21 protein-coding genes are annotated in these 24,119 nt (G+C 46.8%); 9 read left to right on the forward strand and 12 right to left on the reverse strand.

Annotated elements, in window-relative coordinates; genetic code table 11:
* Positions 1-11 precede the first annotated feature (11 nt).
* The 4 genes from nusA to scpB form a co-directional block, all read right to left on the reverse strand.
* Complete coding sequence (nusA, locus tag ICV38_RS05955; protein WP_215378320.1) at positions 12-1,493, reverse strand: transcription termination factor NusA; 1,482 nt, start codon at positions 1,491-1,493, stop codon at positions 12-14.
* Positions 1,490-1,981, reverse strand: a complete 492-nt coding sequence (gene rimP / locus ICV38_RS05960; protein ID WP_215378322.1) for a ribosome maturation factor RimP — start codon at positions 1,979-1,981, stop codon at positions 1,490-1,492. The genes nusA and rimP overlap by 4 nt, the downstream gene beginning before the upstream one ends.
* A gap of 172 nt (positions 1,982-2,153) precedes the next feature.
* Positions 2,154-3,908: a 23S rRNA pseudouridine(2605) synthase RluB gene (gene rluB / locus ICV38_RS05965; RefSeq protein ID WP_215378324.1), complete on the reverse strand. Its 1,755-nt coding sequence runs from the start codon at positions 3,906-3,908 to the stop codon at positions 2,154-2,156.
* Positions 3,909-3,914: 6 nt separating this feature from the next.
* Complete coding sequence (gene scpB / locus ICV38_RS05970) at positions 3,915-4,619, reverse strand: SMC-Scp complex subunit ScpB (protein WP_215378326.1); 705 nt, start codon at positions 4,617-4,619, stop codon at positions 3,915-3,917.
* Between the two features lie 187 nt (positions 4,620-4,806).
* Between scpB and ICV38_RS05975 the strand changes: the two genes are divergently transcribed.
* The gene (locus ICV38_RS05975) at positions 4,807-5,709 is read left to right on the forward strand and encodes a patatin-like phospholipase family protein (RefSeq protein ID WP_215378328.1); all 903 of its coding nucleotides are present in this window, start codon (positions 4,807-4,809) and stop codon (positions 5,707-5,709) included.
* Positions 5,710-5,735: 26 nt separating this feature from the next.
* Here ICV38_RS05975 and ICV38_RS05980 read toward each other — a convergent pair whose 3' ends face one another.
* The 5 genes from ICV38_RS05980 to ICV38_RS06000 form a co-directional block, all read right to left on the reverse strand.
* Positions 5,736-6,401, reverse strand: coding sequence for a C40 family peptidase (locus ICV38_RS05980; protein WP_215378330.1), 666 nt, complete (start codon positions 6,399-6,401; stop codon positions 5,736-5,738).
* Positions 6,402-6,546: 145 nt separating this feature from the next.
* Positions 6,547-8,184 (reverse strand): ABC transporter ATP-binding protein, encoded by a 1,638-nt coding sequence (locus tag ICV38_RS05985; protein ID WP_215378331.1) that lies wholly within the window; start codon positions 8,182-8,184, stop codon positions 6,547-6,549.
* Positions 8,181-9,206: an ABC transporter permease gene (locus ICV38_RS05990; RefSeq protein ID WP_215378333.1), complete on the reverse strand. Its 1,026-nt coding sequence runs from the start codon at positions 9,204-9,206 to the stop codon at positions 8,181-8,183. The genes ICV38_RS05985 and ICV38_RS05990 overlap by 4 nt, the downstream gene beginning before the upstream one ends.
* Complete coding sequence (locus ICV38_RS05995; protein ID WP_215382814.1) at positions 9,203-10,267, reverse strand: microcin C ABC transporter permease YejB; 1,065 nt, start codon at positions 10,265-10,267, stop codon at positions 9,203-9,205. The genes ICV38_RS05990 and ICV38_RS05995 overlap by 4 nt, the downstream gene beginning before the upstream one ends.
* Positions 10,268-10,278: 11 nt before the next feature.
* Complete coding sequence (locus tag ICV38_RS06000; RefSeq protein ID WP_215378335.1) at positions 10,279-12,147, reverse strand: extracellular solute-binding protein; 1,869 nt, start codon at positions 12,145-12,147, stop codon at positions 10,279-10,281.
* A gap of 50 nt (positions 12,148-12,197) precedes the next feature.
* Between ICV38_RS06000 and fabI the strand changes: the two genes are divergently transcribed.
* The 6 genes from fabI (at position 12,198) to ICV38_RS06030 (ending at position 18,586) form a co-directional block, all read left to right on the forward strand.
* Positions 12,198-12,983 (forward strand): enoyl-ACP reductase FabI, encoded by a 786-nt coding sequence (fabI, locus tag ICV38_RS06005; RefSeq protein ID WP_068948801.1) that lies wholly within the window; start codon positions 12,198-12,200, stop codon positions 12,981-12,983.
* The gene (gene chrA, locus ICV38_RS06010; RefSeq protein ID WP_215378336.1) at positions 12,980-14,317 is read left to right on the forward strand and encodes a chromate efflux transporter; all 1,338 of its coding nucleotides are present in this window, start codon (positions 12,980-12,982) and stop codon (positions 14,315-14,317) included. Before fabI ends, chrA begins: the two co-directional genes overlap by 4 nt.
* Positions 14,318-14,339: 22 nt before the next feature.
* The gene (locus tag ICV38_RS06015) at positions 14,340-15,224 is read left to right on the forward strand and encodes a MaoC family dehydratase N-terminal domain-containing protein (protein WP_215378338.1); all 885 of its coding nucleotides are present in this window, start codon (positions 14,340-14,342) and stop codon (positions 15,222-15,224) included.
* A 37-nt stretch (positions 15,225-15,261) separates the two neighbouring features.
* Positions 15,262-16,644 carry an MmgE/PrpD family protein gene (locus tag ICV38_RS06020; protein WP_215378340.1) on the forward strand — a complete coding sequence of 461 codons (1,383 nt, stop codon included), beginning with the start codon at positions 15,262-15,264 and terminating at the stop codon, positions 16,642-16,644.
* An 8-nt stretch (positions 16,645-16,652) separates the two neighbouring features.
* Positions 16,653-17,498: a CoA ester lyase gene (locus tag ICV38_RS06025; protein WP_215378342.1), complete on the forward strand. Its 846-nt coding sequence runs from the start codon at positions 16,653-16,655 to the stop codon at positions 17,496-17,498.
* A 98-nt stretch (positions 17,499-17,596) separates the two neighbouring features.
* Complete coding sequence (locus ICV38_RS06030) at positions 17,597-18,586, forward strand: tripartite tricarboxylate transporter substrate binding protein BugD (RefSeq protein WP_215378344.1); 990 nt, start codon at positions 17,597-17,599, stop codon at positions 18,584-18,586.
* Positions 18,587-18,650: 64 nt separating this feature from the next.
* Here the strand turns inward: ICV38_RS06030 and ICV38_RS06035 are convergent, their stop codons facing one another.
* The 3 genes from ICV38_RS06035 to ICV38_RS06045 are packed head-to-tail and all read right to left on the reverse strand — an operon-like array spanning position 18,651 to position 22,269.
* Complete coding sequence (locus ICV38_RS06035; RefSeq protein ID WP_251368121.1) at positions 18,651-19,274, reverse strand: hypothetical protein; 624 nt, start codon at positions 19,272-19,274, stop codon at positions 18,651-18,653.
* The gene (locus ICV38_RS06040) at positions 19,271-20,551 is read right to left on the reverse strand and encodes an exo-alpha-sialidase (RefSeq protein ID WP_215378345.1); all 1,281 of its coding nucleotides are present in this window, start codon (positions 20,549-20,551) and stop codon (positions 19,271-19,273) included. The genes ICV38_RS06035 and ICV38_RS06040 overlap by 4 nt, the downstream gene beginning before the upstream one ends.
* Entirely contained in the window at positions 20,548-22,269 is a 1,722-nt protein-coding gene (locus tag ICV38_RS06045; RefSeq protein ID WP_215378347.1) for a glycosyltransferase family 39 protein, read from the reverse strand. Before ICV38_RS06045 ends, ICV38_RS06040 begins: the two co-directional genes overlap by 4 nt.
* A 189-nt stretch (positions 22,270-22,458) precedes the next feature.
* On the opposite strand from ICV38_RS06045, the gene ICV38_RS06050 reads away from it, so the two are divergent.
* Complete coding sequence (locus ICV38_RS06050; RefSeq protein WP_251368122.1) at positions 22,459-22,791, forward strand: c-type cytochrome; 333 nt, start codon at positions 22,459-22,461, stop codon at positions 22,789-22,791.
* A 13-nt stretch (positions 22,792-22,804) separates the two neighbouring features.
* Positions 22,805-24,079, forward strand: a complete 1,275-nt coding sequence (locus ICV38_RS06055) for an NAD(P)/FAD-dependent oxidoreductase (protein WP_215378348.1) — start codon at positions 22,805-22,807, stop codon at positions 24,077-24,079.
* The last annotated feature ends 40 nt before the right edge of the window (positions 24,080-24,119 follow it).

Below are 24,119 nucleotides of genomic sequence, written 5' to 3' on the forward strand. Positions count from 1 at the left end.
ACTACTTCCTCTCATGAAGTAAACCAATGTTCGCGCGCTTTCATGATGAGCGTTTTCGCAGTTTCTTCGTCAATTTGTGTCGCCTCAACTAGCTCATCAACAGCTAGTTCAGCAAGGTCGTCACGGGTATGTACTTGATTGTCAGCAAGCTTAGCAACCAAGTCTTTGGTCATTCCTTCTAAGGAAAGCAAGTCTTGGGATACTTCCCCAATACGCTCTTCTTTTGCCAACTCCATTGTTAACAAAGAATCACGTGCGCGGGTGCGCAACTCATTCACAGTATCTTCATCGAATGAATCGATTTCCAACATTTCAGACAATGGCACGTAAGCTACTTCTTCTAATGTATTGAAACCTTCTTCAATCAAAATATCAGCCACTTCTTGGTCAACGTCCAATTTATCCATGAACAATTGACGTACAGATGAAGCTTCTTTCTCGGTTTTCTCAGCAGACTCTTCAGGAGTCATGATGTTGATCTGCCAACCAGTCAAATCGCTAGCCAAACGAACGTTCTGTCCGCTGCGGCCAATTGCAATTGCTAAGTTCTCCTCATCAACCACCACATCCATCGCGTGACGCTCTTCGTCCACCACAATTGAAGATACTTGCGCTGGGGCCAAAGCGCCAATGACAAACTGTGCTGGGTCTTCTGACCACAACACAATATCTACCGCCTCACCAGCAACTTCGTTACGTACTGCAGTAACACGGGTTCCACGAACACCGACGCAGGTACCAATTGGATCGATACGCTTGTCATAAGTTACAACGGCAATCTTTGCGCGGATACCAGGATCACGGGCAGCACCTTTAATCTCGAGTAAGCCCTGCTCCATCTCAGGCACTTCGTTCTCAAACAATTTAATCAAGAAATCTGGGCAAGTACGGGAGAGTTCGATTTGTGGACCACGGGCTTCACGATCCACCTTAAGGATGTATGCACGTACACGATCACCAGAACGTAAATTCTCTTTCGGAATCATTTGGTCGCGACGCAGCAAAGCTTCAACACGGCCCGATTCAATAATCAAACCATTTTTATCAGCACGCTTAACGGTACCAGTCATGACTTTTTCGCCACGCTCGAGGTAGTCATTCAAAATCTGCTCACGCTCAGCATCACGGATGCGTTGCAAAATAACTTGTTTTGCAGCTTGCGCACCGATACGGCCGAAAGCTAAAGATTCGATTTGCTCTTCGATATAGTCTCCGACTTCCATATCCGGAATTTGTTCTTTGGCCTCGAATTGCAAAATCTCTTTATCTGGCTCTTGCAGACCGGCTTCATCAGGAACAACCAACCAGCGGCGGAATGTCTCGTATTCGCCTGACTCACGGTCAATCGATACACGAATATCCACATCTTCAGTTGCATAACGCTTTTTAGTGGCTGATGCCAACGCCATTTCAAGCGCCTCAAACACAATCGCTTGATCAACGTTCTTTTCACGCGCTAGCGCGTCTGCCAACATGAGAACTTCTCGGCTCATGACTTTCTTCCTTTGAAATCAATAACAGGGACCAACCGAGTCTTATCGACCTCGGCTAAAGAAAACTCCAATTGAGACGGCTGACCATCAGCTGCCTCGAACACCAAACCAAATTTCGCATCAGGTGAATTCAAATCACCACTCAGCAAACCTTGCAACACACCACGAAAATTCTTACGGTTGCCAACGGCAACACGCAACTTCAAATCCACTTCCATTCCAGTAAAGCGCTCAAAATCAACAGCTGTCTTTACAGGGCGATCTAAGCCCGGAGAAGAAATCTCCAAACGCTCGTATGGAATGTTTTCAACTGGCAAGGTGTAGCTCAATTGATGACTCACCTTCTCGCAATCCAAAACAGTAATCAAACGCTCGTAATCTGGGTTTTCAATTGTGACGCGCAACAATCCCCCAGCTTCACGCTCAATATCTACTAACGTGTAACCTAAGTTTTCCAACTCTGCAGCGATGATCTTTTGATCTTTCACAACACCCTTCAAACCAAAACGGCAAAAAAAAATGGGCTTTGAAGCCCATATTCTCGAAATTCAGAACAGGCCGACTTACGTTGATCGCAACATCAGTCGGTAACAACACTTGCAGTATGTTTGTACTGCAAGACCAAAATTATAGCTGATTTTTAGAGAAATCTGTTAGAAATCAGAAGCTTTCGCCAGGATTTCGAGGCTTTCTGGGGCCTTTATTGAACGGTTTTCTACCTTTTGGGGCACTGCGTTTGGGCCCATTTCCTGGACTTTGGGGGTTGCCCGTCACAAATGCGGACTGACCATGGTGCACTTTTTTGCCTTTATTGCGGTTTTGGCCCTGACCACCCTGACCACCACCTTGACCAGGTCTACCGGCCTGGGTGCGACCCCGGAATGGGCCACGACCATCACCTGAACCTCCGCCACCGGGTTTTCCACCTCTCCCCTGATGAGTCAGGCCGTTATGGCCGCTTGCTAGAGTTAAAGCATCCCTTGAGCCCCAATAAGAGACCGAGGTTTGCATTGGGTCGGGTTGGAAATCCGCCCCCTCTGGATTACGACTTTGTCCACCAGTATTGGGATTGCGCCCTTTATCTTGCGGCTGAGGCATTTTCAAACCAGCAGACTTCATCAAGTTATAGATGCCGCCAGCTTCAATCTCTTCCCATTTGCCGCGTCGCAAGCGAGGAGGCAATAAGAAAATGCCGTAACGCGTACGAATCAAGCGGGATACCGTATGACCCACTGCTTCAAACATACGACGTACTTCGCGATTACGACCTTCCGTTAATGCAACGTGATACCAACGATTGGCGCCATCACCACCACCCATTGAGAGGCGCAAGAATTTAGCCTGGCCATCATCGAGCGTAATGCCGCTTTTGAGTTGTGCCGTGTTTTCTTGGCTTAACTCACCCAAGATACGCACAGCGTATTCACGCTCAACACCATAACGTGGATGCATCAAACGATTTGCTAATTCACCTGAAGTGGTGAACAACAACAAACCTTCAGTATTAAAGTCCAAACGACCAACAGCAATCCAACGGCCTTGACGTGGCTTTGGCAATCGATCAAATACAGTTGGACGACCCTCTGGGTCAGACTGACTCACGATCTCGCCCGCAGGCTTGTGATACATGATGACGCGTGGCGGTTTGGTTTGAATCTTGCGATGCACTGGCTTGCCATTGATACGCACTTGGTCGGTTGGCCCAATACGCTGACCAATGTGGGCAGGCAAACCATTCACCGATACGCGCCCTTGAATAATCAAGTCTTCCATGTCGCGACGGGAACCCATGCCCGCGTCAGCTAACACTTTATGTAACTTGACAGTATCTTCGTCGTCAGCATCGTCATCTAAACCATCAAGGTCGGACCATACTTCATCGCGCAAACTGAGCGGTAAGTCATCCACATTTGCAAATTGCAAACTGCTGACTTCTTCTTCCGTTGGCGCATCTGGATCTTCATCTTCACGCGCACGCTGAGCGCGTTGTGCACGACGCTCTGCACCAGTCTGATGAGAGATCTCACTCTCATTCAAGCCATCTGGATTTTTTGTTTCCAAGACTTCTGGCGCATCAAGTGCAGCATCAAACTCACCAGATACTACAGAAGCAAATAATGCCTCTACGTCTGCAGGGTTTGGCCCTAATTTTGCGGAATGATTACTGCCACCTTCACGAGGGCCTTGAGAGCCTTCACCTTCACGACGTGGCTTGTCTTTGTTAAAAGGACGCTTCTTGTTGAATGGATGCTTGCCGGTTCCTGCACGACGTGGATGACGCGGACCGCGGTCCTCACGTGGTGGGCATTCACTACCCTCAGCCTGAGATCCTTCTGCGCGAGCAGACCCTAAATCAGTTTGTGATGGCGCTGCTGGTATTGGCGGATTTGAATCGTTTTCGTTGGAGCTTGTCATTAATTATTATTTTGTTTCGTCTGACTGCTCATCAGACTTAGGGGTAACTGCTTCTGTCTCTTCAGTAATCTCGGTGGTGACTTCTTCAACCTCTACCTCTTCTGCCGCTTGCGCTTCACCATCAATCACAACGGTTTCTACAGTGGCACTGGAATCAAATTCCATCACTGCTTGACCTAAATGCTCTGCAGCGGCCATCGGCGCTGCATCTTCTAACATTGGCAAGCTTTGTAAATTGGTCAGACTTAAGTCATCCAAAAATTGTTTTGTAGTGGCATATAAACCAGGGCGACCAACAGTATCTTTGTGGCCAATCACCTCTACCCAACCACGGTCCTCTAGTTGTTTCATCACATTACTACTGACAGCAACGCCACGAATTTCTTCGATCTCACCGCGAGTAACAGGCTGACGGTAGGCAATGATTGCCAGGGTCTCCATCACTGCACGAGAATACTTTGGCGGCTTCTCAGGCGTCAAGCGATCAAGATACTCGCGCATCGATAGACGGCTTTGGAAACGCCAGCCAGTAGCAATATGCACCAGCTCCATTCCCCTGTCGTGCCACGCGCGTTGCAGTTCCACTAATGCTTCCTCAATATCTGCAGTAGTGATGTCTTCGACAAATAGACGAGACAAGTCAGCAACGGTCAGTGGCTCCTGCGCGCACAGGAGGGCTGTTTCTATAACGCGCTTATTGTGATCGTCCATAAATGTGGGGCTATCAGGAATATCCTGAGCAGGCTTTAATAATGTATTTCAGTAATGGGTTTTGGTGTTTTAGCGACTACAGACAATCCATCTCATAATTTCTAGTTAGGGATTATGTCCGCGCTGCAACGAAGTCCTTTTCGTTCACCGTGTATCTATTATAAGGTAGGCTCAATACAATAGCCACATGCACAATATTTCATCAAAAGCCCCCGTTTCCGCTGAACGACGCCATTTATTGGGTTTTGGCATTGGCATGAGCGCCCTGCTTAGTGCTGGCGCTTTGAGCTCGTGCAGTCTGATTGGCTCTAAAAAGCCAGTTGTTGGCCTAGTGTTGGGGGCTGGCGCAGCAAGGGGGTTTGCGCATGTTGGCGTCATTAAAGCTTTAGAGGCTCAAGGCATTCACCCAGATCTCGTGGTTGGCAGTAGTGCCGGTAGCGTTATCGCAGCCCTACTAGCGTCTGGCGCCACAGGAAATGATCTCAATCGCCTAGCCCTTAATCTTGATGAGGCCACCATTGCCGATTGGGGTTTACCGTTTGCAGGACGGTTTGGGGGATTAATTAAGGGTGATGCCCTACAAAATATGGTCAACCGCGAAGTGCAAAACAAAACCATAGAGCAGATGCGCATTCCACTGGGCATTGTTGCAACTGAATTGCAATCAGGCAAAGGCGTTTTGTTTCGTACCGGAAACACTGGTCAAGCCGTACGAGCCTCCTGCAGTATTCCCGGCGTTTTTCAGCCGACTGTCATTGGCGGCAAAGAATATCTTGATGGTGGTTTAGTCGCGCCGGTACCCGTGAGTTATGCAAAACAGATGGGAGCTACACTCGTAATTGCAGTCAATATCTCTTCAGAGCCCGTTCATCAGGATGCGAGTGGCACCTTTGGAGTGTTGCAACAAACTATCTCAATAATGCAAAGAAGCATCAATCAATACGAATTGAAAAGTGCCGATATCGTAATTCAGCCGCAACTCAAACAAATGAGTAGCGGTGATTTCAAATCCAGAAATGCGGCCATATTAGCTGGCGAAGTAGCAACCCAAGAACAAATGGCATTGATTAAAGAAAAGCTCAAAGGCTAGTCAGCCAAAGGGGCTGGGGAGTAGGCCTAGAGGCTACGAGACTTGCGTTTGAGGTTCTTCACCTCATTTAACAACTCTTGACGCTCAGCATCATCTAAGTTGTCGCTACCATCAAGACGACGGGCACCATCAAAACGTTTATCCCAATAGAGGCTACCCAGATCGTCAACGCGAACACTGGTACCTTTCGATGGTGAGTGAATAAATTTATTGTCCCCCACATAAATACCCACGTGAGAGAAAGTTAAACGCATCGTATTAAAAAATACGAGGTCACCGGGCTGCAACTCATCACGACCAATCGGCTTTCCAACGCGACTCATTTGTGTCGACTTGCGTGGTAATAAGAAACCTAATTTATCTTTAAAGACATAGCGAACAAAGCTACTGCCATCTAATCCAGACTGAGGCAACTCAGCATCCCAGCGATAGCGCACACCAATCACTTCCATGGCACGATTAATAAGCTCTTCAGATTTTCCGGTAACGGTATCAGCCAAACGATCCGATACCCGAGCAATATAGGCTCTGCCTGCCTGGAACATACTTTCTTTTGGAACTACCGTCTCAACGCTTGAAGACGTCACCTCAGGCGCAGGGGCATTCGCCTCTACCGCTTGGGCAGAAGACGAAATCGCGAAACCCAAGGCTAGGCCCAAGATTTGTGAAAGTAGCGCTTTTTTCAATGACATCAAGTCAGTTTAACAAAGAACCCATAATTCACCAAGCCTGACTGTAGTATTAAGTCATTGTTTAGAAAGCGTTTTTTTCACTTTTTTGATGCTGATATCGCTTTAATGCACCAAAATAGCCCAAAAATAGGGTCTTGGATTAGAACTAAGTTAGCTCAGCTGCTGTAAATAATTCTTTGGTGTAAACCTGCTTAGGCTGCTTAATCATGGTCTCGGTATCCCCGAATTCCACTACCCTACCCTCTTTGAGCACCATGACCTCATGCGACATTGCACGAATGACTGCCAAATCGTGACTAATCATTAGGTAGGCCAAGTTGTACTTTTTCTGTAATTCTGAGAGCAATGCAAGCACTTGTTTCTGAATCGATACATCCAATGCGGAGGTTGGCTCATCTAAAACTAAGATCTGTGGACGCAAAATCAAAGCGCGCGCAATAGCAATGCGCTGACGCTGCCCTCCAGAAAACTCATGTGGATAGCGCGACAATGCTGAGCGATCCAAGCCTACCTCTTTGAGCATGTCAACAACTCGAGATTCACGTTCGGACGCAGAGAGCTTTGGATAATGCACATCCAATCCTTCGGAAATAATTTGCATCACATTCATGCGCGGCGAAAGCGAGCCAAAGGGATCTTGAAAAATTACTTGCAAACTTGAACGCATTGCACGGCGCTCAACAGGCTTTAACTGTTGCCAGTCCTTACCAAGAACATCCACATCACCACTGACTTGCGCTGCAGAGTCGCCAAGTAGGCCAAGCACTGCCATACCTAATGTCGTCTTGCCTGAGCCAGACTCGCCAATCACACCAATGGTCTGACCCTGCTTTAGACTAAAAGAAACTTTTTTTAATACTTTATGAGCTGGCGCTTTTTTAAACCAGGAAGTCGACTCAGAGCTTGGGTAGGCGACAGACAAACCCTCTGTCTTGAGGAGCACGGGCGCCAAAGGCATGACTGGAGCAAGCTCGCGTACTGGCTCGCTATTCACTAAGGCACGAGTGTAAGGATCGGTTGGATGCTCAAAGACTTGCTTTGTGGGCCCAGACTCCATGAGATTGCCCTGGTTCAAGACCGCCACACGTTGTGCAAAATGCCTTACCAAATTGAGATCGTGCGTAATCAACAAGATGCCCATTCCACCGTGCTCTTTAGATTCTTCTTGCAATTCTTTTAGCAAATCAAGAATTTGCAAACGTAAACTAACATCTAAAGCAGTCGTTGGTTCATCGGCAATCAATAAACGCGGTTTGCAAGCCAGAGCCATTGCAATCATGGCTCGTTGTCTTTGACCGCCAGACAGCTGATGGGGGTAAGAATGAAAACGTCTGTCTGGCTCGGGAATACCGGTTTTTTTGAGTAGATCAATGGCCGCATCAATACAATCAGTTTTAGAGAGTAAGGGTTGGTAGATCTGCACTGCCTCAATGATTTGATTGCCGATAGTAAAGAGTGGATTCAGTGCTGTCATCGGTTCTTGGAAGACCATGGCAATCTCGCGCCCTCGAATCTCGCGAATATCTTGGATGGGCATAGACAATAAATCCACTGTCCCACTACCATCCTTCTTGTTCCACAAAATCTTTCCAGAAACTTTCGCACCCTCAGGCTCAAGTCTTAAGGGCGCAAGTGCGGTAAGCGTCTTACCTGAACCAGATTCACCCACTAGGGCAACCCGTTCGCCAATACCGATCTCCAAATCTAAATGATTGACGGCAAATTTTTCACGGCGACCTGTTCCGAAAGAAATGCAGAAGTCTTCGTAGCGCAATAAGCTCATGAGCGACCTCCGCTCATCAGACCTGCTTTACGAGAATCGTAAGCATCACGCAGTGCCTCACCCATAAAAGTGAGCAGTAGCAAGGTCGCTACCAAGACAACAAAGGTAGAAAGTGAAATCCACCAGGCATCCAAGTTACCTTTACCTTGCGAAAGCAACTCACCTAAGCTAGGTGTTCCAGGGGGGACGCCTAAACCTAAGAAATCTAAACTGGTGAGCGACAAAATTGCCGCACTCATTCGAAATGGCAAGAAGGTGATTACTGGGGTCAAACTATTAGGCAGAATATGGCGCCACATGATTTGCAAATTGGTGAGACCAAGCGCTCTGGCTGCGCGCACATACTCCAAAGAACGGTTGCGGAAGAATTCTGCGCGGACGTAATCGGACAGCCCCATCCAGCCAAACGCTGCTAACAAAATAATCAATAGAGAAACGCTAGGATTAAAGATTGAAGCAAAAATAATCAATAGATATAACTCTGGCATTGCTGACCAAATTTCGATTAAACGTTGAGAGATTAAGTCAAACTTACCCCCAAAGAACCCCATTAAGGACCCGGTGATGATGCCAACCGTGACCCCCACAAGTGTTAGCGCCAAGCCAAACAAAATAGATAGTCGAAAACCATAAATCAAGCGCGAGAGGACATCGCGACCGCGGTCATCAGTGCCAAGCCAGTTTTGCCAAGATGGTGGCGCTGGATTAGGCACTTGCGAGAAGTAGTTCAGTGTCTCATAGCTATACGTAATGATTGGATAGATTGCCCAATTGCCATCACTTGTAATGTTGTGACGAATATCGGGGTCCAAGAAATCTGTTGGCGTGGCAAAGTCTCCACCAAACACTGTCTCGGGAAGATTCTTCACAATTGGGAAATAAAAATGTCCGTCATAGCGAACGATGAGTGGCTTATCGTTCGCAATCAGTTCAGCGCAAAGCGATAAACCAAACAGAACGATAAAGATCCAAAGGCTGGCATAACCTCTACGATTATTTCTAAAGCGGTGCCAGCGGCTCATGAACCACCTCCGGCACCAAACTGAATACGAGGGTCTACATAAACATAGCAAAGATCAGAAATCAACTTGGTAAATAAACCAATCAGAGTAAAGAGATACAAAGTACCAAAGACCACAGGGTAATCACGGCGCATCACTGACTCATAAGAGAGCAAACCAAGTCCGTCAAGCGAGAACAGGGTTTCGATCAACAACGATCCAGTGAAAAAGGCACCAATAAAGGCTGCTGGAAATCCAGTGACTAGTGGCAACATAGCATTGCGAAAGACATGCTTCCAAAGTACTTGTTTTTCAGCGAGGCCTTTGGCTCTGGCAGTCAATACATACTGCTTGCGAATCTCTTCCAAGAAAGAGTTCTTGGTCAGCATCGTGACTACTGCAAAGCTACCCAAAACAGATGCCGTAATGGGCAATACTAAGTGCCACAAGTAATCTATTACCTTACCAATGAAGCTCAGATCACTCCAGTTATCAGAAGTTAATCCTCGCAAGGGGAAGATTTGTAGAAAACTTCCGCCGCCAAAAATTACCAATAAGAGAACGCCTAATACAAAACCTGGAATGGCATAACCTACCAAGATCATAGTACTCGTGACCGCATCAAAACGAGAGCCATCGCGCACCGCTTTAGCAATACCCAGTGGTATCGATACTAAATAGGTAATAAAGAATGTCCACAGGCCAATGCTGATAGAGACTGGTAATTTTGAAACCACTAATCGCCAAACGCTTTCGTGTTGGTAATAGCTCTCACCCAAATCAAATCTTGCAAAGCGACCTAACATCATGAAATAACGCTCTAGTGGTGGCTTATCAAATCCATATAAAGCTTTGACTTCTTCTAGTCGCTGCGCATCAATACCCTGACGCCCACGATAAGTTGCGCCTGCACCAGAAGATTCTGTTCCCCCTACCGCAGCATCACCTTTGCCCTTAAGCTCTAAAACCATTTGCTCAACTGGGCCGCCTGGCACAAACTGAACTACCGCAAAGGTCAGCGTCAAAACACCTAACAGAGTAGGAATCATGAGTAGCAAACGCTTGAAGATGTAGGCGCGCATTTGTCCTTGCATTATTTAATCTCTTCTTTCCACCAGTTTTGCATGATCCAAGGCTCGGCCTGGTAATACAGCGGTGGCTCTGGATAACGCATTTCTTTACGGAAGGCAACGCGGTGTGTTGGGTTGTACCACTGTGGGATGACGTAATAGCTATTCCACAGCACCCGATCTAGCGCTCTGCAAGCAGCGCGTAATTCTTCGCGATTTTGCGCTTTGGTAATCTCTTCGATTAATACGTCAACCACTGGTGACTGAATGCCAATAATATTATCTGACCCTTTTGCTTTTGCAGCCTGACTACCAAAACGATCCCACAATTCATTGCCAGGATTTTGTGAATCTGGAAAACGGGTGGTAGTCATATCAAAGTCATATTCATCCATACGCTTTTGATACAAAGCAAAGTCACTAGTGCGAATATCCAATTGAATACCCAACTTTTCCAAGTTACGACCGTAAGCGGATAGCACTCTCAAGAAAAATCCGCCGTTCTCCACCATCTCAATCCGAAATGGCTCGCCCTTTTCATTGCGCAAGGCGCCGTCACGATACTGCCAGCCTGCATGCATTAGTAATTCACGAGCGAGACGTAAATTTTGACGGAGGCTACCTGGCAACTTGGTTGAAGGCGGTGCAGGCATTGGGCCAAAAACTGCATCAGGAACCCATTGTGGATATTTGGCTTTTAGTGGCCTGAGCAATTTCAATTCTGCTTCAGTCGGTTTACGCGGGCCATCGAAGTTAGCACTTAGATCGCTATTCGTAAAGTAACTATTGATCCGCCCATACTGATCAAAAAAGATTTGGCGATTGAGCCACTCAAAATCGAGAGCCAATCCGAGGGCTTGACGAACGCGTGGATCTTGCAATGTAGGCTTGCGCACATTCATGGCAAAGCCTTGCATACCAGCACCGTTGTGATTGATAAAGGCTTTCTTCAAGAGAGTGCCGTTATCAAATTTAGAGCCCACATATCCTTTGGCCCAAATCTTAGCGCGGTACTCCACTAAGGCATCAAACTCGCCCGCTTTAAATGCCTCTAACCGAACTGCGTCATCACTATAGAGTTTGTACAACACCCGATCAAAGTTATAAAAACCAACTCGCACATTCAATGGCTTACTCAGTTGATCCGCCCAATACTGTGGATTTCTCCTGTATGTGATCGATTTACCAGCTTTGAAGGACTCAATCAGATAAGGACCGCTACCTATAGGTGTTTCAAAGGCAATCTTGTCAAAGGCAATCATGGTGCCGTCAGGGCGCTTTCCCCAGTTTCGCGAAAAGATTGGTAAGGTTCCAACCATGATGGGTAACTCTGTATTGTTATTTGCAAAGTCAAAGCGAACTACTCGATCAGAAATCACAATAGCCTGCTTCACATCAGCAAAGGTGGTTTTGTAGCGGGGATGAGCAAGACCACTCATTAAGGTATCAAAACTATGTTTTACATCGGCTGCCAATACTGGGGTGCCATCAGAAAATTTTGCTTCTGGACGAATGTGAAATGTGACTGACTTACGATCTTTAGCGACTTCGATATCGTCAGCAAGTAATCCGTAAATACTTGACACTTCATCCGCACTTCCCTCGGCGAGGGATTCAAACATGAGGTCAATGCCGGGAGCAGTGACGCCGCGCAATGTGTAAGGATTGAACTTATCAAAACTGGTTCTTTGGCCCGGATTTGGCAAGGTCAACGTTCCGCCCCGCGGAGCATTGGGATTGACGTAGTCAAAATGGGTAAACCCATCGGCGTACTTTGGCTTACCGTATTGGGCAATCCCTTGTGCCGCCTGTGCATTATTGCTACTAGCACCCAATAGCAGGGCTAGTAGCAAGAAATAGGCAGTTTGGCGAAAAAGGGTTTGGTTTGACATATATGCAACAATTGTAGATAGCAAATCATATTTGAAGCAAAGGACACAACATGGGCTTTCTCTCCGGCAAAAAAATCCTCATTACCGGCCTCCTCTCCAACCGCTCTATCGCCTATGGCATTGCCAAGGCCTGCCACCGCGAGGGCGCTGAACTAGCGTTTACCTATGTTGGAGAGCGCTTTAAGGACCGGATTGTTGATTTTGCAAAAGAATTTAATACCGAACTCATTTTTGACTGCGATGTTGGTAGCGATGAACAGATTTCTGCCCTCTTTAAGGACCTTGCAAAATCCTGGCCTCAGTTTGACGGTTTTGTTCACGCCATTGGCTTTGCTCCACGCGAAGCGATTGCAGGCGACTTTTTAGAGGGGCTCTCACGCGAAGGCTTCAAGATTGCCCATGATATCTCTGCATATAGCTTCCCAGCCATGGCAAAAGAAGCATTGCCAATGTTGCGTGATAAGTCCTCATTACTCACATTGACCTACTTAGGCTCAATGAAGAATGTTCCAAACTACAACACCATGGGTTTGGCCAAAGCTTCGCTTGAAGCATCAGTGCGCTACCTCGCCGGCTCTGTTGGCCCTAAAGGCATTCGTGCGAACGGCATATCTGCAGGCCCGATCAAAACGCTAGCTGCCTCAGGCATCAAAGGCTTTGGCAAGATTTTGGAAGCGGTTGAACAAACCGCCCCATTGCGTCGCAACGTCACGATCGATGATGTAGGCAATACTGCTGCATTCTTGCTTTCTGATTTGGCAAATGGCATCACAGCAGAAATCATCTATGTAGATAACGGTTTTAGCCAAGTTGTTGGCGGAATGGAAGATGCTTGAGCGAACCCTCAGCAATCAGCCTGCGCGAGGCTCTCAAATTTTGGACAAAGCTAGGTTTTATTAGCTTTGGAGGGCCTGCAGGACAAATCGCTGTATTGCATCAAGAGTTGGTTGAGAAGCGTCGCTGGATTTCTGAACGGCGCTTTTTACATGCGCTCAACTATTGCATGGTACTGCCCGGGCCTGAAGCTCAGCAGTTAGTAACTTACATTGGCTGGTTAATGCATCGTAGTTGGGGTGGCATTCTCGCTGGCGCACTATTTGTTCTACCTTCTTTATTTATCCTCATTGGTTTATCTTGGGTGTATCTCACCTATGGGCAAGTGCCATGGATTGCCGCCATTTTCTTTGGCATCAAACCTGCAATCACTGCAATCGTCTTACATGCTGCAGTACGCATAGGTAAACGCACCATTCACAATCCTGCACTCAAGTGGATTGCAGTTGGATCATTCTTAGCCATCTTTATTCTCAATGTCTCTTTTCCGATCATTGTTCTCATTACTGCCGCCATCGGCTACTGGGGCGGCAAACGTTATCCAGAATATTTTGCGCAAAGTGGTCATGGTAATCAAGACCTCAAGAGCTATGGCAGCGCCATCATTGATGACAATACTCCTACTCCAGCGCATGCCCAATTTCGTTTGCAAAAAACGGTGCTTCACAGCGTTACTGCCTTTGCCTGCTGGTTACTTCCGCTCGCAATGCTGATTGCCTACTTTGGTTGGAAAACGCTGTATCCAAATATTGCTTGGTTCTTTACTAAAGCCGCCTTCCTTACTTTTGGCGGCGCATACGCAGTGTTGCCTTATGTATACCAAGGGGCAGTAGATCAGTTCCATTGGTTGAGCGCCAATCAAATGATTGACGGCTTAGCTCTGGGAGAGACTACTCCTGGACCACTCATCATGGTGGTGGCATTTGTTGGTTATCTTGCAGGGCATATTCAACACCTGATTGGTTACAGCAGCCCGTTTTGGTTTGGCGTATTGGGCGCAGTAGTGGCCACCTGGTTCACCTTCTTGCCATCTTTCTTTTTCATTCTCGTTGGCGGTCCTCTGGTGGAATCGACCCACGGCAAAATTGGATTTACTGCACCACTCACTGCCATAACTGCGGCAGTCGTTGGGGTGATTGTTAACCTAGGTCTATTTTTTGCGTATCACGTCTTCTTGCCCCATGGCTTGGGTGGGTCAATTTCTTGGATATCCATCTTCATTTGCGGATTAGCAGGTTTAGCCTTGTTTAAATTCCAAAAAGGGGTAATGCTCGTCATTGCCAGCTCCGCACTGACGGGGCTGCTGAGCTACTTTGCCTCGATTTTGATCGGCTAGGATTTTTCCCAAGATTGGCATAATGGAAGTTATGCGAATCGAACCTCAAACCATCACCCATCTCCAAGAGTGGCTCGGTAAAACCGAAATACTCACTGACACTGTTACGGCTGCGCCAGTGCGCGCCCTCTCGGCAACACTTGATAGACCCGATCCCGAGCCAAGCAAAGGCACCTTCTTGCCTGAACTTTGGCACTGGCTATATTTTTTGCCACATGCACGTCAATCTGAAATTGGGTCCGATGGCCATCCTAAACGTGGTGGCTTTTTACCGCCTGTACCACTACCCCGCCGCATGTGGGCTGGTAGCCGGGTGCAATGGTTAGAACCTTTAAGTGTTGGCGATGAAATCAAACGCGTTTCTAAAATTGAATCGGTAACCCATAAGTCTGGACGCACCGGTGATTTGATTTTTGTTTTGGTCAAACACGAAATCTCCAATCAAGAAGGTTTGGCCATTATTGAGGAGCACGACATCGTCTATCGCGATGCACCGGGTCCTGATGACAAACCTGTAGCACCTACTCCCGCCCCAACAGATGCTAAGTGGAGCAAAACTATCACGCCTGATGATGTATTTTTATTTCGTTACTCTGCATTGACCTTCAATGGTCATCGCATTCATTACGACCGCAAGTACGTGACTGAGGTGGAAGGCTACCCAGGTCTGATTGTGCATGGCCCCTTGATTGCTACACTTTTAGTAGATCTAGTGCGACAGAGCATTCCAGGGTGCAAGCTGAAGAGCTTTGAGTTCCGGGCTATTCGCCCTACTTTTGATATCAATATTTTTAAAGTTAGTGCTAAGCCAGATTTAGAAAAAGATCCATCTGGAAAAACGATTGCGATCTGGGCGCAAGACCACGAAGGCTGGCTCACGATGCAAGCAAGCGCAGTGCTGGCGTAATTCAATTGATAATTAAAAGACTAGAGACATCATCCTAATGAGTACAGAACACTTATCTCGCGAGCTTGCAAGCTTTGCCGCCAATCTCAAGATTAGCGATATTCCAAGTGATGTCATTAGTCGTGCAGAAGATTTATTGGTCGATTGGTTTGGATCTGCAATCGCAGGCAAAGGCTCACGACCTGTCGAAACCATTACCCAGTTTGCCCAAAATATGGGAGGTTTTGATGCTACTCACACCGGACCTTCTGAAATCCTCATCTCCCGAAAAACTTCTAGTCCTTTTTTAGCAGCAATGGCTAATGCCGCTGCTTCACATGTTGCAGAACAAGATGACGTTCACAACGGCTCAGTCTTTCATCCGGCAACAGTTGTTTTTCCTCCCGCCTTAGCCTGTGCTCAAGCAATTGGAGCCTCAGGCGAAGAGATGTTAGTTGCAGCAGTAGCGGGCTATGAAGTCGGTATACGGGTTGGCGAATTTTTAGGGCGTTCGCACTATAAAGTCTTTCATACAACCGGCACTGCAGGAACGATTGCCGCTGCCGCTACTGTAGGTCGCTTACTTAAACTCAATCCTGCACAAATGTTGCACGCCTTTGGTTCAGCGGGCACACAGTCAGCAGGTCTCTGGGAGTTTTTACGCGATGCCGCTGATTCCAAGCAGCTACACACTGCGCATGCAGCCTCTACTGGCTTGATGTCAGCATACATCGCCCAAGCAGGCTTCACTGGGGCGCAACATATTCTGGAAGGCAAGCAAGGGCTAGCAGCAGGCATGTCTAGTGATGCAGATCCCAGCAAGCTAGTCGATCGTCTTGGTACTCGTTGGACTTTGGCAGAAACCAGTTTTAAATATCACGCTTCTTGCCGTCATACTCATCCTGCTGCTGACGCCCTATTACAAGTGATGCTTGCGAATAAACTCAAGCCTAGTGATATCGCTAAAGTAGAAACTTTGGTACATCAAGGTGCAATTGATGTTTTAGGGCCAGTTACTGATCCGATAACTGTCCATCAATCAAAGTTCTCCATGGGCACTGTACTAGCGCTCATTGCTCATTACCAATTTGCTGGCTTACAAGAATTCGATGAACATTTCCATGATGATGCGATTTGTTTATTTAGAGATCGCGTGACTATGACCCTCGATCCTGAGGTGGATGGCGCTTATCCACAACGTTGGATTGGTAAAGTTAAAGTTCATCTTAATAATGGCCAGGTATTAGATGGTCGCGTCGATGAGCCTAAAGGCGATCCAGGCAATACTCTATCCCGCGCAGAAATTACCGATAAAGCCATGCGTTTGGCTGCTTTTAGCGGCGGCGCTAGCCCAGCAGAAATGAGTCAAGCTATAGACCGTTTGTGGAATATTCGTAAACAAGCCAAGGTAGGCTCCTTACTGTCTAGCAATTTAATCTAAGCACACTCATGAATCCACTTGATACTCCTCTAGGCTTTAGTTCTAACTTTTTATTTGTGCCTGGTACTCGTCCTGAGCGTTTTGTCAAAGCACTTGATAGTGGCGCTGATGGTGTTGTGCTCGACTTAGAGGATGCTGTTGCAGAAGAAGATAAAGAGGCCGCTCGCAATGCCATTCGGACTGCGTGGCCCCAGTTCTCCGCAGAGCAAAGGAAACGTTTAGTCATTCGAATCAATTCTCCAGGCAGCAAGTTTTACTCTGCGGATTTATTACTTGCTCAAGAATTACATGTGGAATGCTTGCTGATTCCTAAAAGCGAATCCCTTGATCAAATCAATGGCGCCGCCTTGGGTCTCCCCCAGGTCGCAATCATTCCAATGATTGAGACCGCGATTGGTTTAGATCGTCTGCGCGAAATCGCCAATGCAAATCAGGTGCTTCGCTTGGCACTAGGCAATCTTGATCTCCAAGCAGATCTAGGAATGATTTGTGATTCTCAAGAGACTGAGCTACAAACGGCGCGTTATCAAATAGTTTTGGCCTCCCGTTTAGCCCGAATTGCCCCTCCTATTGATGGGGTTACACCTTCAACTGACGATATCCCTCGCATCACTGATGATGCCAAACGCTCCAAGCGCATGGGGTTTGGGGCAAAGCTTTGCATCCATCCCAAGCAAGTGACTATTGTTAAAAATGCATTCATGCCCACCGAAGATGAAATCGAATGGGCCAAAAGAGTGATTGCGGCTGATCTTGCATCAAAAGGGGGCGCAGTCAAACTCGATGGGAAGATGATTGATCGACCGGTTGTCCTGCTGGCCCAAAGAACAGTCGCAATTGCTGGTAAACACTAATCCCCAGTGAGGCTCATTTTTATCAAAAAACTGGCAAAATGAATTCGAGTAACTCTTTACTCAACAGATTTTGATAACAACTACTACTGAGACTCATTATGAAATTACGTAAATCGCTTTTCACAGGATTCTGCGCCATCGCTGCCACGGCAATATTTACTGGCAATGCATTCGCTGCAGATGTCTACCCAAATAAACCGGTTACGCTCGTTGTACCCTTCGCTGCTGGTGGCCCAACTGACGCAGTTGCGCGACTCATTGCAGTACCCATGGGTAAAGAATTAGGTCAGACGGTGATTGTTGAAAATACCGTTGGCGCTGGTGGCACTATTGCTGCTACTCGCGTTGCGCGCTCTGCTCCTGATGGTTACATGATCTTCATTCACCACATGGGTATGGCTACCGCACCAGCCCTGTATAAAAAATTGAACTTTGATCCTATGAAGGATTTTGAGTACATCGGTCAAGTGGTTGATGTACCAATGGTTCTTCTGGGTCGCAAAAACTTCCCGCCAAATAACTTTAAAGAGTTAGAGGCTTATATCAAGGCCAATAAAGATAAAGTTACTTTGGCAAATGCTGGTCCTGGTGCGGTATCTCAGTTGTGCGGCTTATTGTTCATGTCCCGCGAGGGTGTTGAGTTAACCACCGTCCCTTACAAGGGAACTGGTCCAGCATTAACCGATTTACTTGGTGGGCAGGTAGATCTACTTTGCGATCAAACTACACAGACTGTTCCTTATATTAAGGATGGTTTAGTAAAGGCCTATGGCGTTACCACACCTAAACGCCTGCCAGCATTACCAAATATTCCTACTCTTGATGAGCAAGGCTTAAAAGGTTTTGATGTGAAAGTTTGGCACGGCATGTATGTTTCTAAAGGCACACCGCCAGCCATCGTTAACAAAATCAATAAGGCCTTGAACGTTGCCTTGAACGATCCTGAAGTGAAGGCGCGCTTAGCAGAGTCCAACATTGAGATCGTTCCTCCAGCCAAGAGGACTCCGAATGGCTTAAAAGACCATCTGGATGCCGAAATCAATAAGTGGGGCCCAGTGATTCGTAAGGCTGGAGCTTACGCAGACTAATTACCTACTCCTTAATAAATAAAGCCAGCTTGAAGCTGGCTTTATTTTTTATATATCGCATGCCTTAACCTGGTCTGAACAAATAGCCTGCGCGCGCTTTCTCCTTGCGCTTATGTAGGATGGCGCTACACAAACCGTAGATCGCCCAAATCGCCAAGAATGGATCCAATAGATAATCCCAAAGATTCATTGACTCATGCCAATGAACGCCCCAAGCAATAATGGCAAAGCCAATAATCCAAACGCCCTTAGACCAATTGGCAACTCCACAAATGACTGCAAAGATTAAAACAGCAATAAAGAATGCAATAGAGCCATAACCCCATCCATATGGATCAATCATGCTCAACCCTAGCGCAAAGGGGTAGAAGCCAAGAGCAATCAAAGCAATACCGAACTTAAATGAAATCGGCGCACTTTTATTACCAGGCAGCAAAGAGCTCCATAACAATAGGGTTGACACGATACTCAGATCGCCTGTAACGCCACGAACATAAGCTGCTAATGGCAACTCAAGTGACATGCCCAAAGGCCAGAAAAAAAGATTGGCAAGAGCCAAGAGCAAAACGGCTTTTACCGCAAATGGAAATTCTTTCTGAGAGATTTTTTGCAAACCCCAAATGATGATCATGGCACTTGTGATGGCCATCTCAAGCAAAGCAATCGTCTGCAAAAATGAATTCATCATTGAGCCCCTTTCATATCAGCCCCTACTTCACTATCCCTCTGGATAGGTAGTTGGCTGTTAGCGCGCACAAGCCAATTATCTGGAAAATAGATATGGCGAATCCTTTTTCGATCCCAGGTGTAGACCAAGTGCACATCTTTACCATTAACGCTCATTAAATACGGATAAGAAAATTCTTTTCGCTCTTGATCGGGCGCAGATTCATCATTTTCCAGCGTCTCAATAACATGCCACTGACCTGATTGAGAATTGCTCATCATCAATACCAAACGATGACGTCCTGCCTCAATATTATTTAGAGCCAAAATATGGGCGCCGTTCCGTAGAGTTAAACCTGCAAGCGCTGAATTTGGATTCGGAATATTAAGATCTGTAGCAGCTTGCCAAGTTTGACCTGCGTTTTGAGATTGACTCACAGGAATCTGTTTTGGTAGCCCAGCACCTCTTGTTTGACGAAAGTAGGCAGTAGCGTCTTGAGCTGAATTCACAAAGACCACGGGCTGTATCGCACTGCGACCCGAGCTCATGCGGCGCTTATCGATGACCCGAACACCATCCAATCTTAAGAACTCACCAAATCGCCCAATCCACTCATGATATGAAGGCAAGCCTAAACGACCATCAGCAAATAGAACCGCCGGAGACTTCACTAGAGTGCTGAGATTGATAAGAGGTGAAGTGATCAAGCGTTGTGGTCTGCTCCAGCTTAAACCTTCATCCTCGGAAATCATCGTAGAGATCGAGCTGCCCGCCCAACCACCAATGGAAACCGTAACGAAAAATAATTGCATACGGCCATCTGCCATGCGCGCAGGAACTGGATTGCCTAACTTCGCTATGTAACGAGATAAGCCTTTTTCCGCACCTACACGGTCTATCACAACAGCTGGGGTGGACCAATGATTTGATTTTGTATCAAACACCGCTGTATTAATAACCACATCAGGAGCGCCCTCTCGAGTACCAGCAAACCAAAATGCACGAACGCCACCATCTCTTAGGGCGATCAGTGACGCGGCATGAACTGAAAGAGCGCCAGTGTCCGGCAACCAGTCAGCACGGGGGCTTGGAGGAGCAGTCTGGATGGAGCCTTTTGCTTTACTTGCAACTGTGTTTAACAACTTTGCCGATGAGCCAATTTCTTGACTCGCATCTTCAGCCTCTGTTAATTCAACTTCACCACTAGAAAATGGTGCCCATACAGGACGACTATCAATATGAATAAAGCCAACGACTGCGGCTAGTAGCAAAAAGCATAATGCAATCACACGACTCATCTACAGACATCCTTCGTATTCAACAACTCCGCATTCGAGACTGGTGTTGCAATTAAATATTCCGTTACAAAAAGATGTTCACCGATATTTCCATGAAGCATAGCTTTTATCTCTTCATCGGAATGGCGCGCCCTCATCTCCATTCTTTGTCCAACGATCTGGCAAGCATCGCAGATGACCGGGGCAATTCCTAATGGAGCATGTACAGCTACAAGGGGATACGTTTTAGTAAGCCCTCCTAGATCAGCAGCATCCTTCGCTAGATAACCATGGAGCTGAGCACCGGGAAGTAATAATCGGTATTCCTCGTCTTTTGCACGATAGTCGCACGGAATCCAAACATCTTTACCTTGGACTTGAGAGATCGTTTGAGCAGTGAAGCGACCCAGCTGACCTTCCAATGGGGCAAGGCTGCTTGTTAAGGCGCAGTAGGTAAAAAAGCATCCAATCAGCGCAAGTATCTTGCACTGGTTTTTCTTGATGAGGCCTATAAGGACTGTGACTAAAGCTATGGCCATGAGCAACCAATGCGCAGGATGATATGTCCACGATCCTGTATCACCCATAAATTGAGAATGTTGAAGATTCATACCGAGCCAAAGTAAAGCTGCAAGCACGATACCTTGCAACACTAGTGCAATCCAAAATCCCCATAATGATAAACGCTCCCAGTGCAGAGCAATGAGTGCAGCAAAAGCCGGCATTATTGGCAAGAGGTAACGACCAGAACGCTGACTTGGCAAACTAAATACAAGCAAGAATGCTGTAGCCCACAATACAAGTAGAACTTCTTGTGCTGATAGGAAGCGACGCTCACGCCAGCATTGCATTAAGGTAGCGACCAACACAAAGGTAAATAAACCTGCATTTACCAGTGTTGTGAGTAGCAACATCCAAATACTATCGCCACCTCGCACTAGATCCATGAAATAGTTGGAGCTACGCGCAGCAAACTTCCCTGCATTCTCGCCCAATACAAACTCCCGCCAAATCGCCTCTGGCTGTGGGTCCAAAGCAAACCATAAAGCAAATACACCTAATGCAAGAGTGCCAACCAGCACTAATTTATAGAGATCTCGAATAAGCGTTTGAGGAATACTCCAATTTCTCCAGTGCCAGTAATGCAAACCTAAAGCTAGAGATGCGGGAACAAGGTAGGCAAATGATTTTGCAAAGAGCGCCAAGCCAAAACATAGGCCGGCTAAAACTGGGTAAAGCAATTTAGACTCAAAAGCACTCTTACCCCAATATAGAAGCGCTAAGAATGGCAAACTCAACCAGAACACTTCTGGGGGATCCGTCAAGAATGGACGGCCATATCGATAAGTTGCAAAGAATGACAGCCATACCAGCGCAGCTAAAAAACCTGTTTGGGTTTTTCCGCTAAAGCGACGAACAGCCAAAAATAAGAAAAATGCAGTTAGGCCGGTATAGAGCACACTCGGCCAGCGTAAATTAAAGAGGCTCCACTCATTAGCCCAATGAGTACTGACAATTCCCTGCCAGAAAATGAGTGGTGGCTTGGTATTTTTGATGCCTTCCATTTGGGACTGTAGCGGCAACCAATTACCAACATCAGCAGTCATCCGCACGATATGCATATAAGGGTACTCATCCCCATTTTTAGGCGCAAATCTACTGTCTAAACCATAAAGGTAGGTAAACATCGCTAAAACGAGGGTTAGGAGAGCATACCGAAGGGGGAATGAGCCACGCATGGCTATAGTTTAAGGCTTAAACCTTGGGCTCAGAAAAAGCCTTGATATGCACTTTTTCAGATGAGCTTATGACAAATCTCTATGAGCGTGGTTCCCCATTGTGCAGAATCTTTGGGTAAGATAGCTCAAGAATAAATTTAGGCATCTGTGAAATCAGTGCGCATTTAATAAGAACGGAGATACATGCCCATGAGATCAATTCGAATGACATCAACCTTAGTAGCAATACCCTTTATCAGCCTCATGACACTCTGCTCCACTAGCTATGCGCAATCTAATGACGCTACCAATCTTTATCACCGCGGCTTAGCCGCAACCTGCGCCAATTGCCATGGAACAGATGGTAAAGGTGTTGTTGATGGGGGTATGCCTCTCATTAATAACCTAACGAGTGAACAAATGCTCAGTCAGTTAAAAGCATTTAAATCGGGTGCACGTGAAGGCACCATCATGCCGCAGCTGGCCAAGGGCTACTCTGATGAGCAGTTGCAAATCATCGCCAATCAACTTGGCAAGAAATAATTAGGAAATCAGCATGGATCGTCGACACTTTTTAGGCCAAAGCACTGCAGCCCTTGGCTTACTCGCAGGCTTCTCGGGACAAGCTAAGGCTAATTTACAGAAAGCTGAAATTTTGGTCATTGGTGGTGGCTATGGTGGCGCAACTGCTGCCAAATACTTACGCCTCTTCTCCAACAATACAGCTAAGGTAACTCTGATTGAGCCTAATGCCTCTTTTGTTTCCTGCCCGCTCTCCAATTTAGTTGTCGGCGGCTCCCGCTCCCTTGCAGACATCACAAGTCCTTACGACAATCTCAGTAAACGTCATGGGGTAAAGATTATTCAAGATAGCGTGACAGGAATTGATCCCGACAAAAAAACAGTCAAACTTGCTTCCGGTAAAACCCTTCCCTATGACAAAGTGATTGTGTCGCCTGGCGTAAGTCTATTAATGAATAGTATTGAAGGGCTTACGCAAGCCAATAAAGCAGGAGTAACGCTCCAAGCCTGGAAAGCCGGAGCAGAAACTGTCGCCTTACACAAACAACTTGCTGCGATACGTGATGGTGGGACTTATGCCATTAGCATCCCCGAAGCTCCTTATCGCTGCCCGCCAGGACCTTACGAACGGGCCTGCCAGGTAGCAAGTTATTTCAAACAAAATAAGCCAAAGTCAAAGGTCCTCATCCTCGACGCAAATCAAGATGTGGTTTCTAAAGGCACCCTATTTAAAAAGGTCTGGGCTGAGCAATATCCTGGCATGGTCGAATATTTACCCAAACACAACGTCACTGCTGTAGATGCCAAAACAAAGACGATCAAGTTTGAAATTCAGGATGACATCAAAGCCGATGTTCTTAACCTACTACCTGCAATGAGTGCTGGTGAAATCGCTGTTAAAACAGGTCTAGCTAATTCCAATGGTCGCTGGGTAAATGTGAACTTCATTAACTTCGAATCGACTGCACAGAAAGATATTCATGTGCTGGGTGATTCCATTCAGGTTGCCTATGCCATGCCTAAATCAGGACATATGGCGAACCAGCATGCCAAAGTAGCTGCGGCAGCAATCGTTGCCGAATTAAGTGGCTGGGAAGTAAACCCATCGCCAGTCCTCACGAATACCTGCTACAGCTTTGTCAACGCCAAGGAAGTAGTCCATGTTGCTAGCGTGCATCAGTACATCGCAGAAGAAAAGACCTTTAAGCCAGTTCCTGGCTCCGGGGGAGTTTCTCCCGGGCCAACAACGCTTGAAGGCGTTTATGCATGGGGCTGGGCTCACAATATCTGGGCAGACACACTCGGTTGACCCAGATCAACTCTTCCAAAAAAAGGAGGCTTTTGGCCTC

Source organism: Polynucleobacter sp. MG-6-Vaara-E2, assembly GCF_018687695.1.
Taxonomy (GTDB): domain Bacteria; phylum Pseudomonadota; class Gammaproteobacteria; order Burkholderiales; family Burkholderiaceae; genus Polynucleobacter.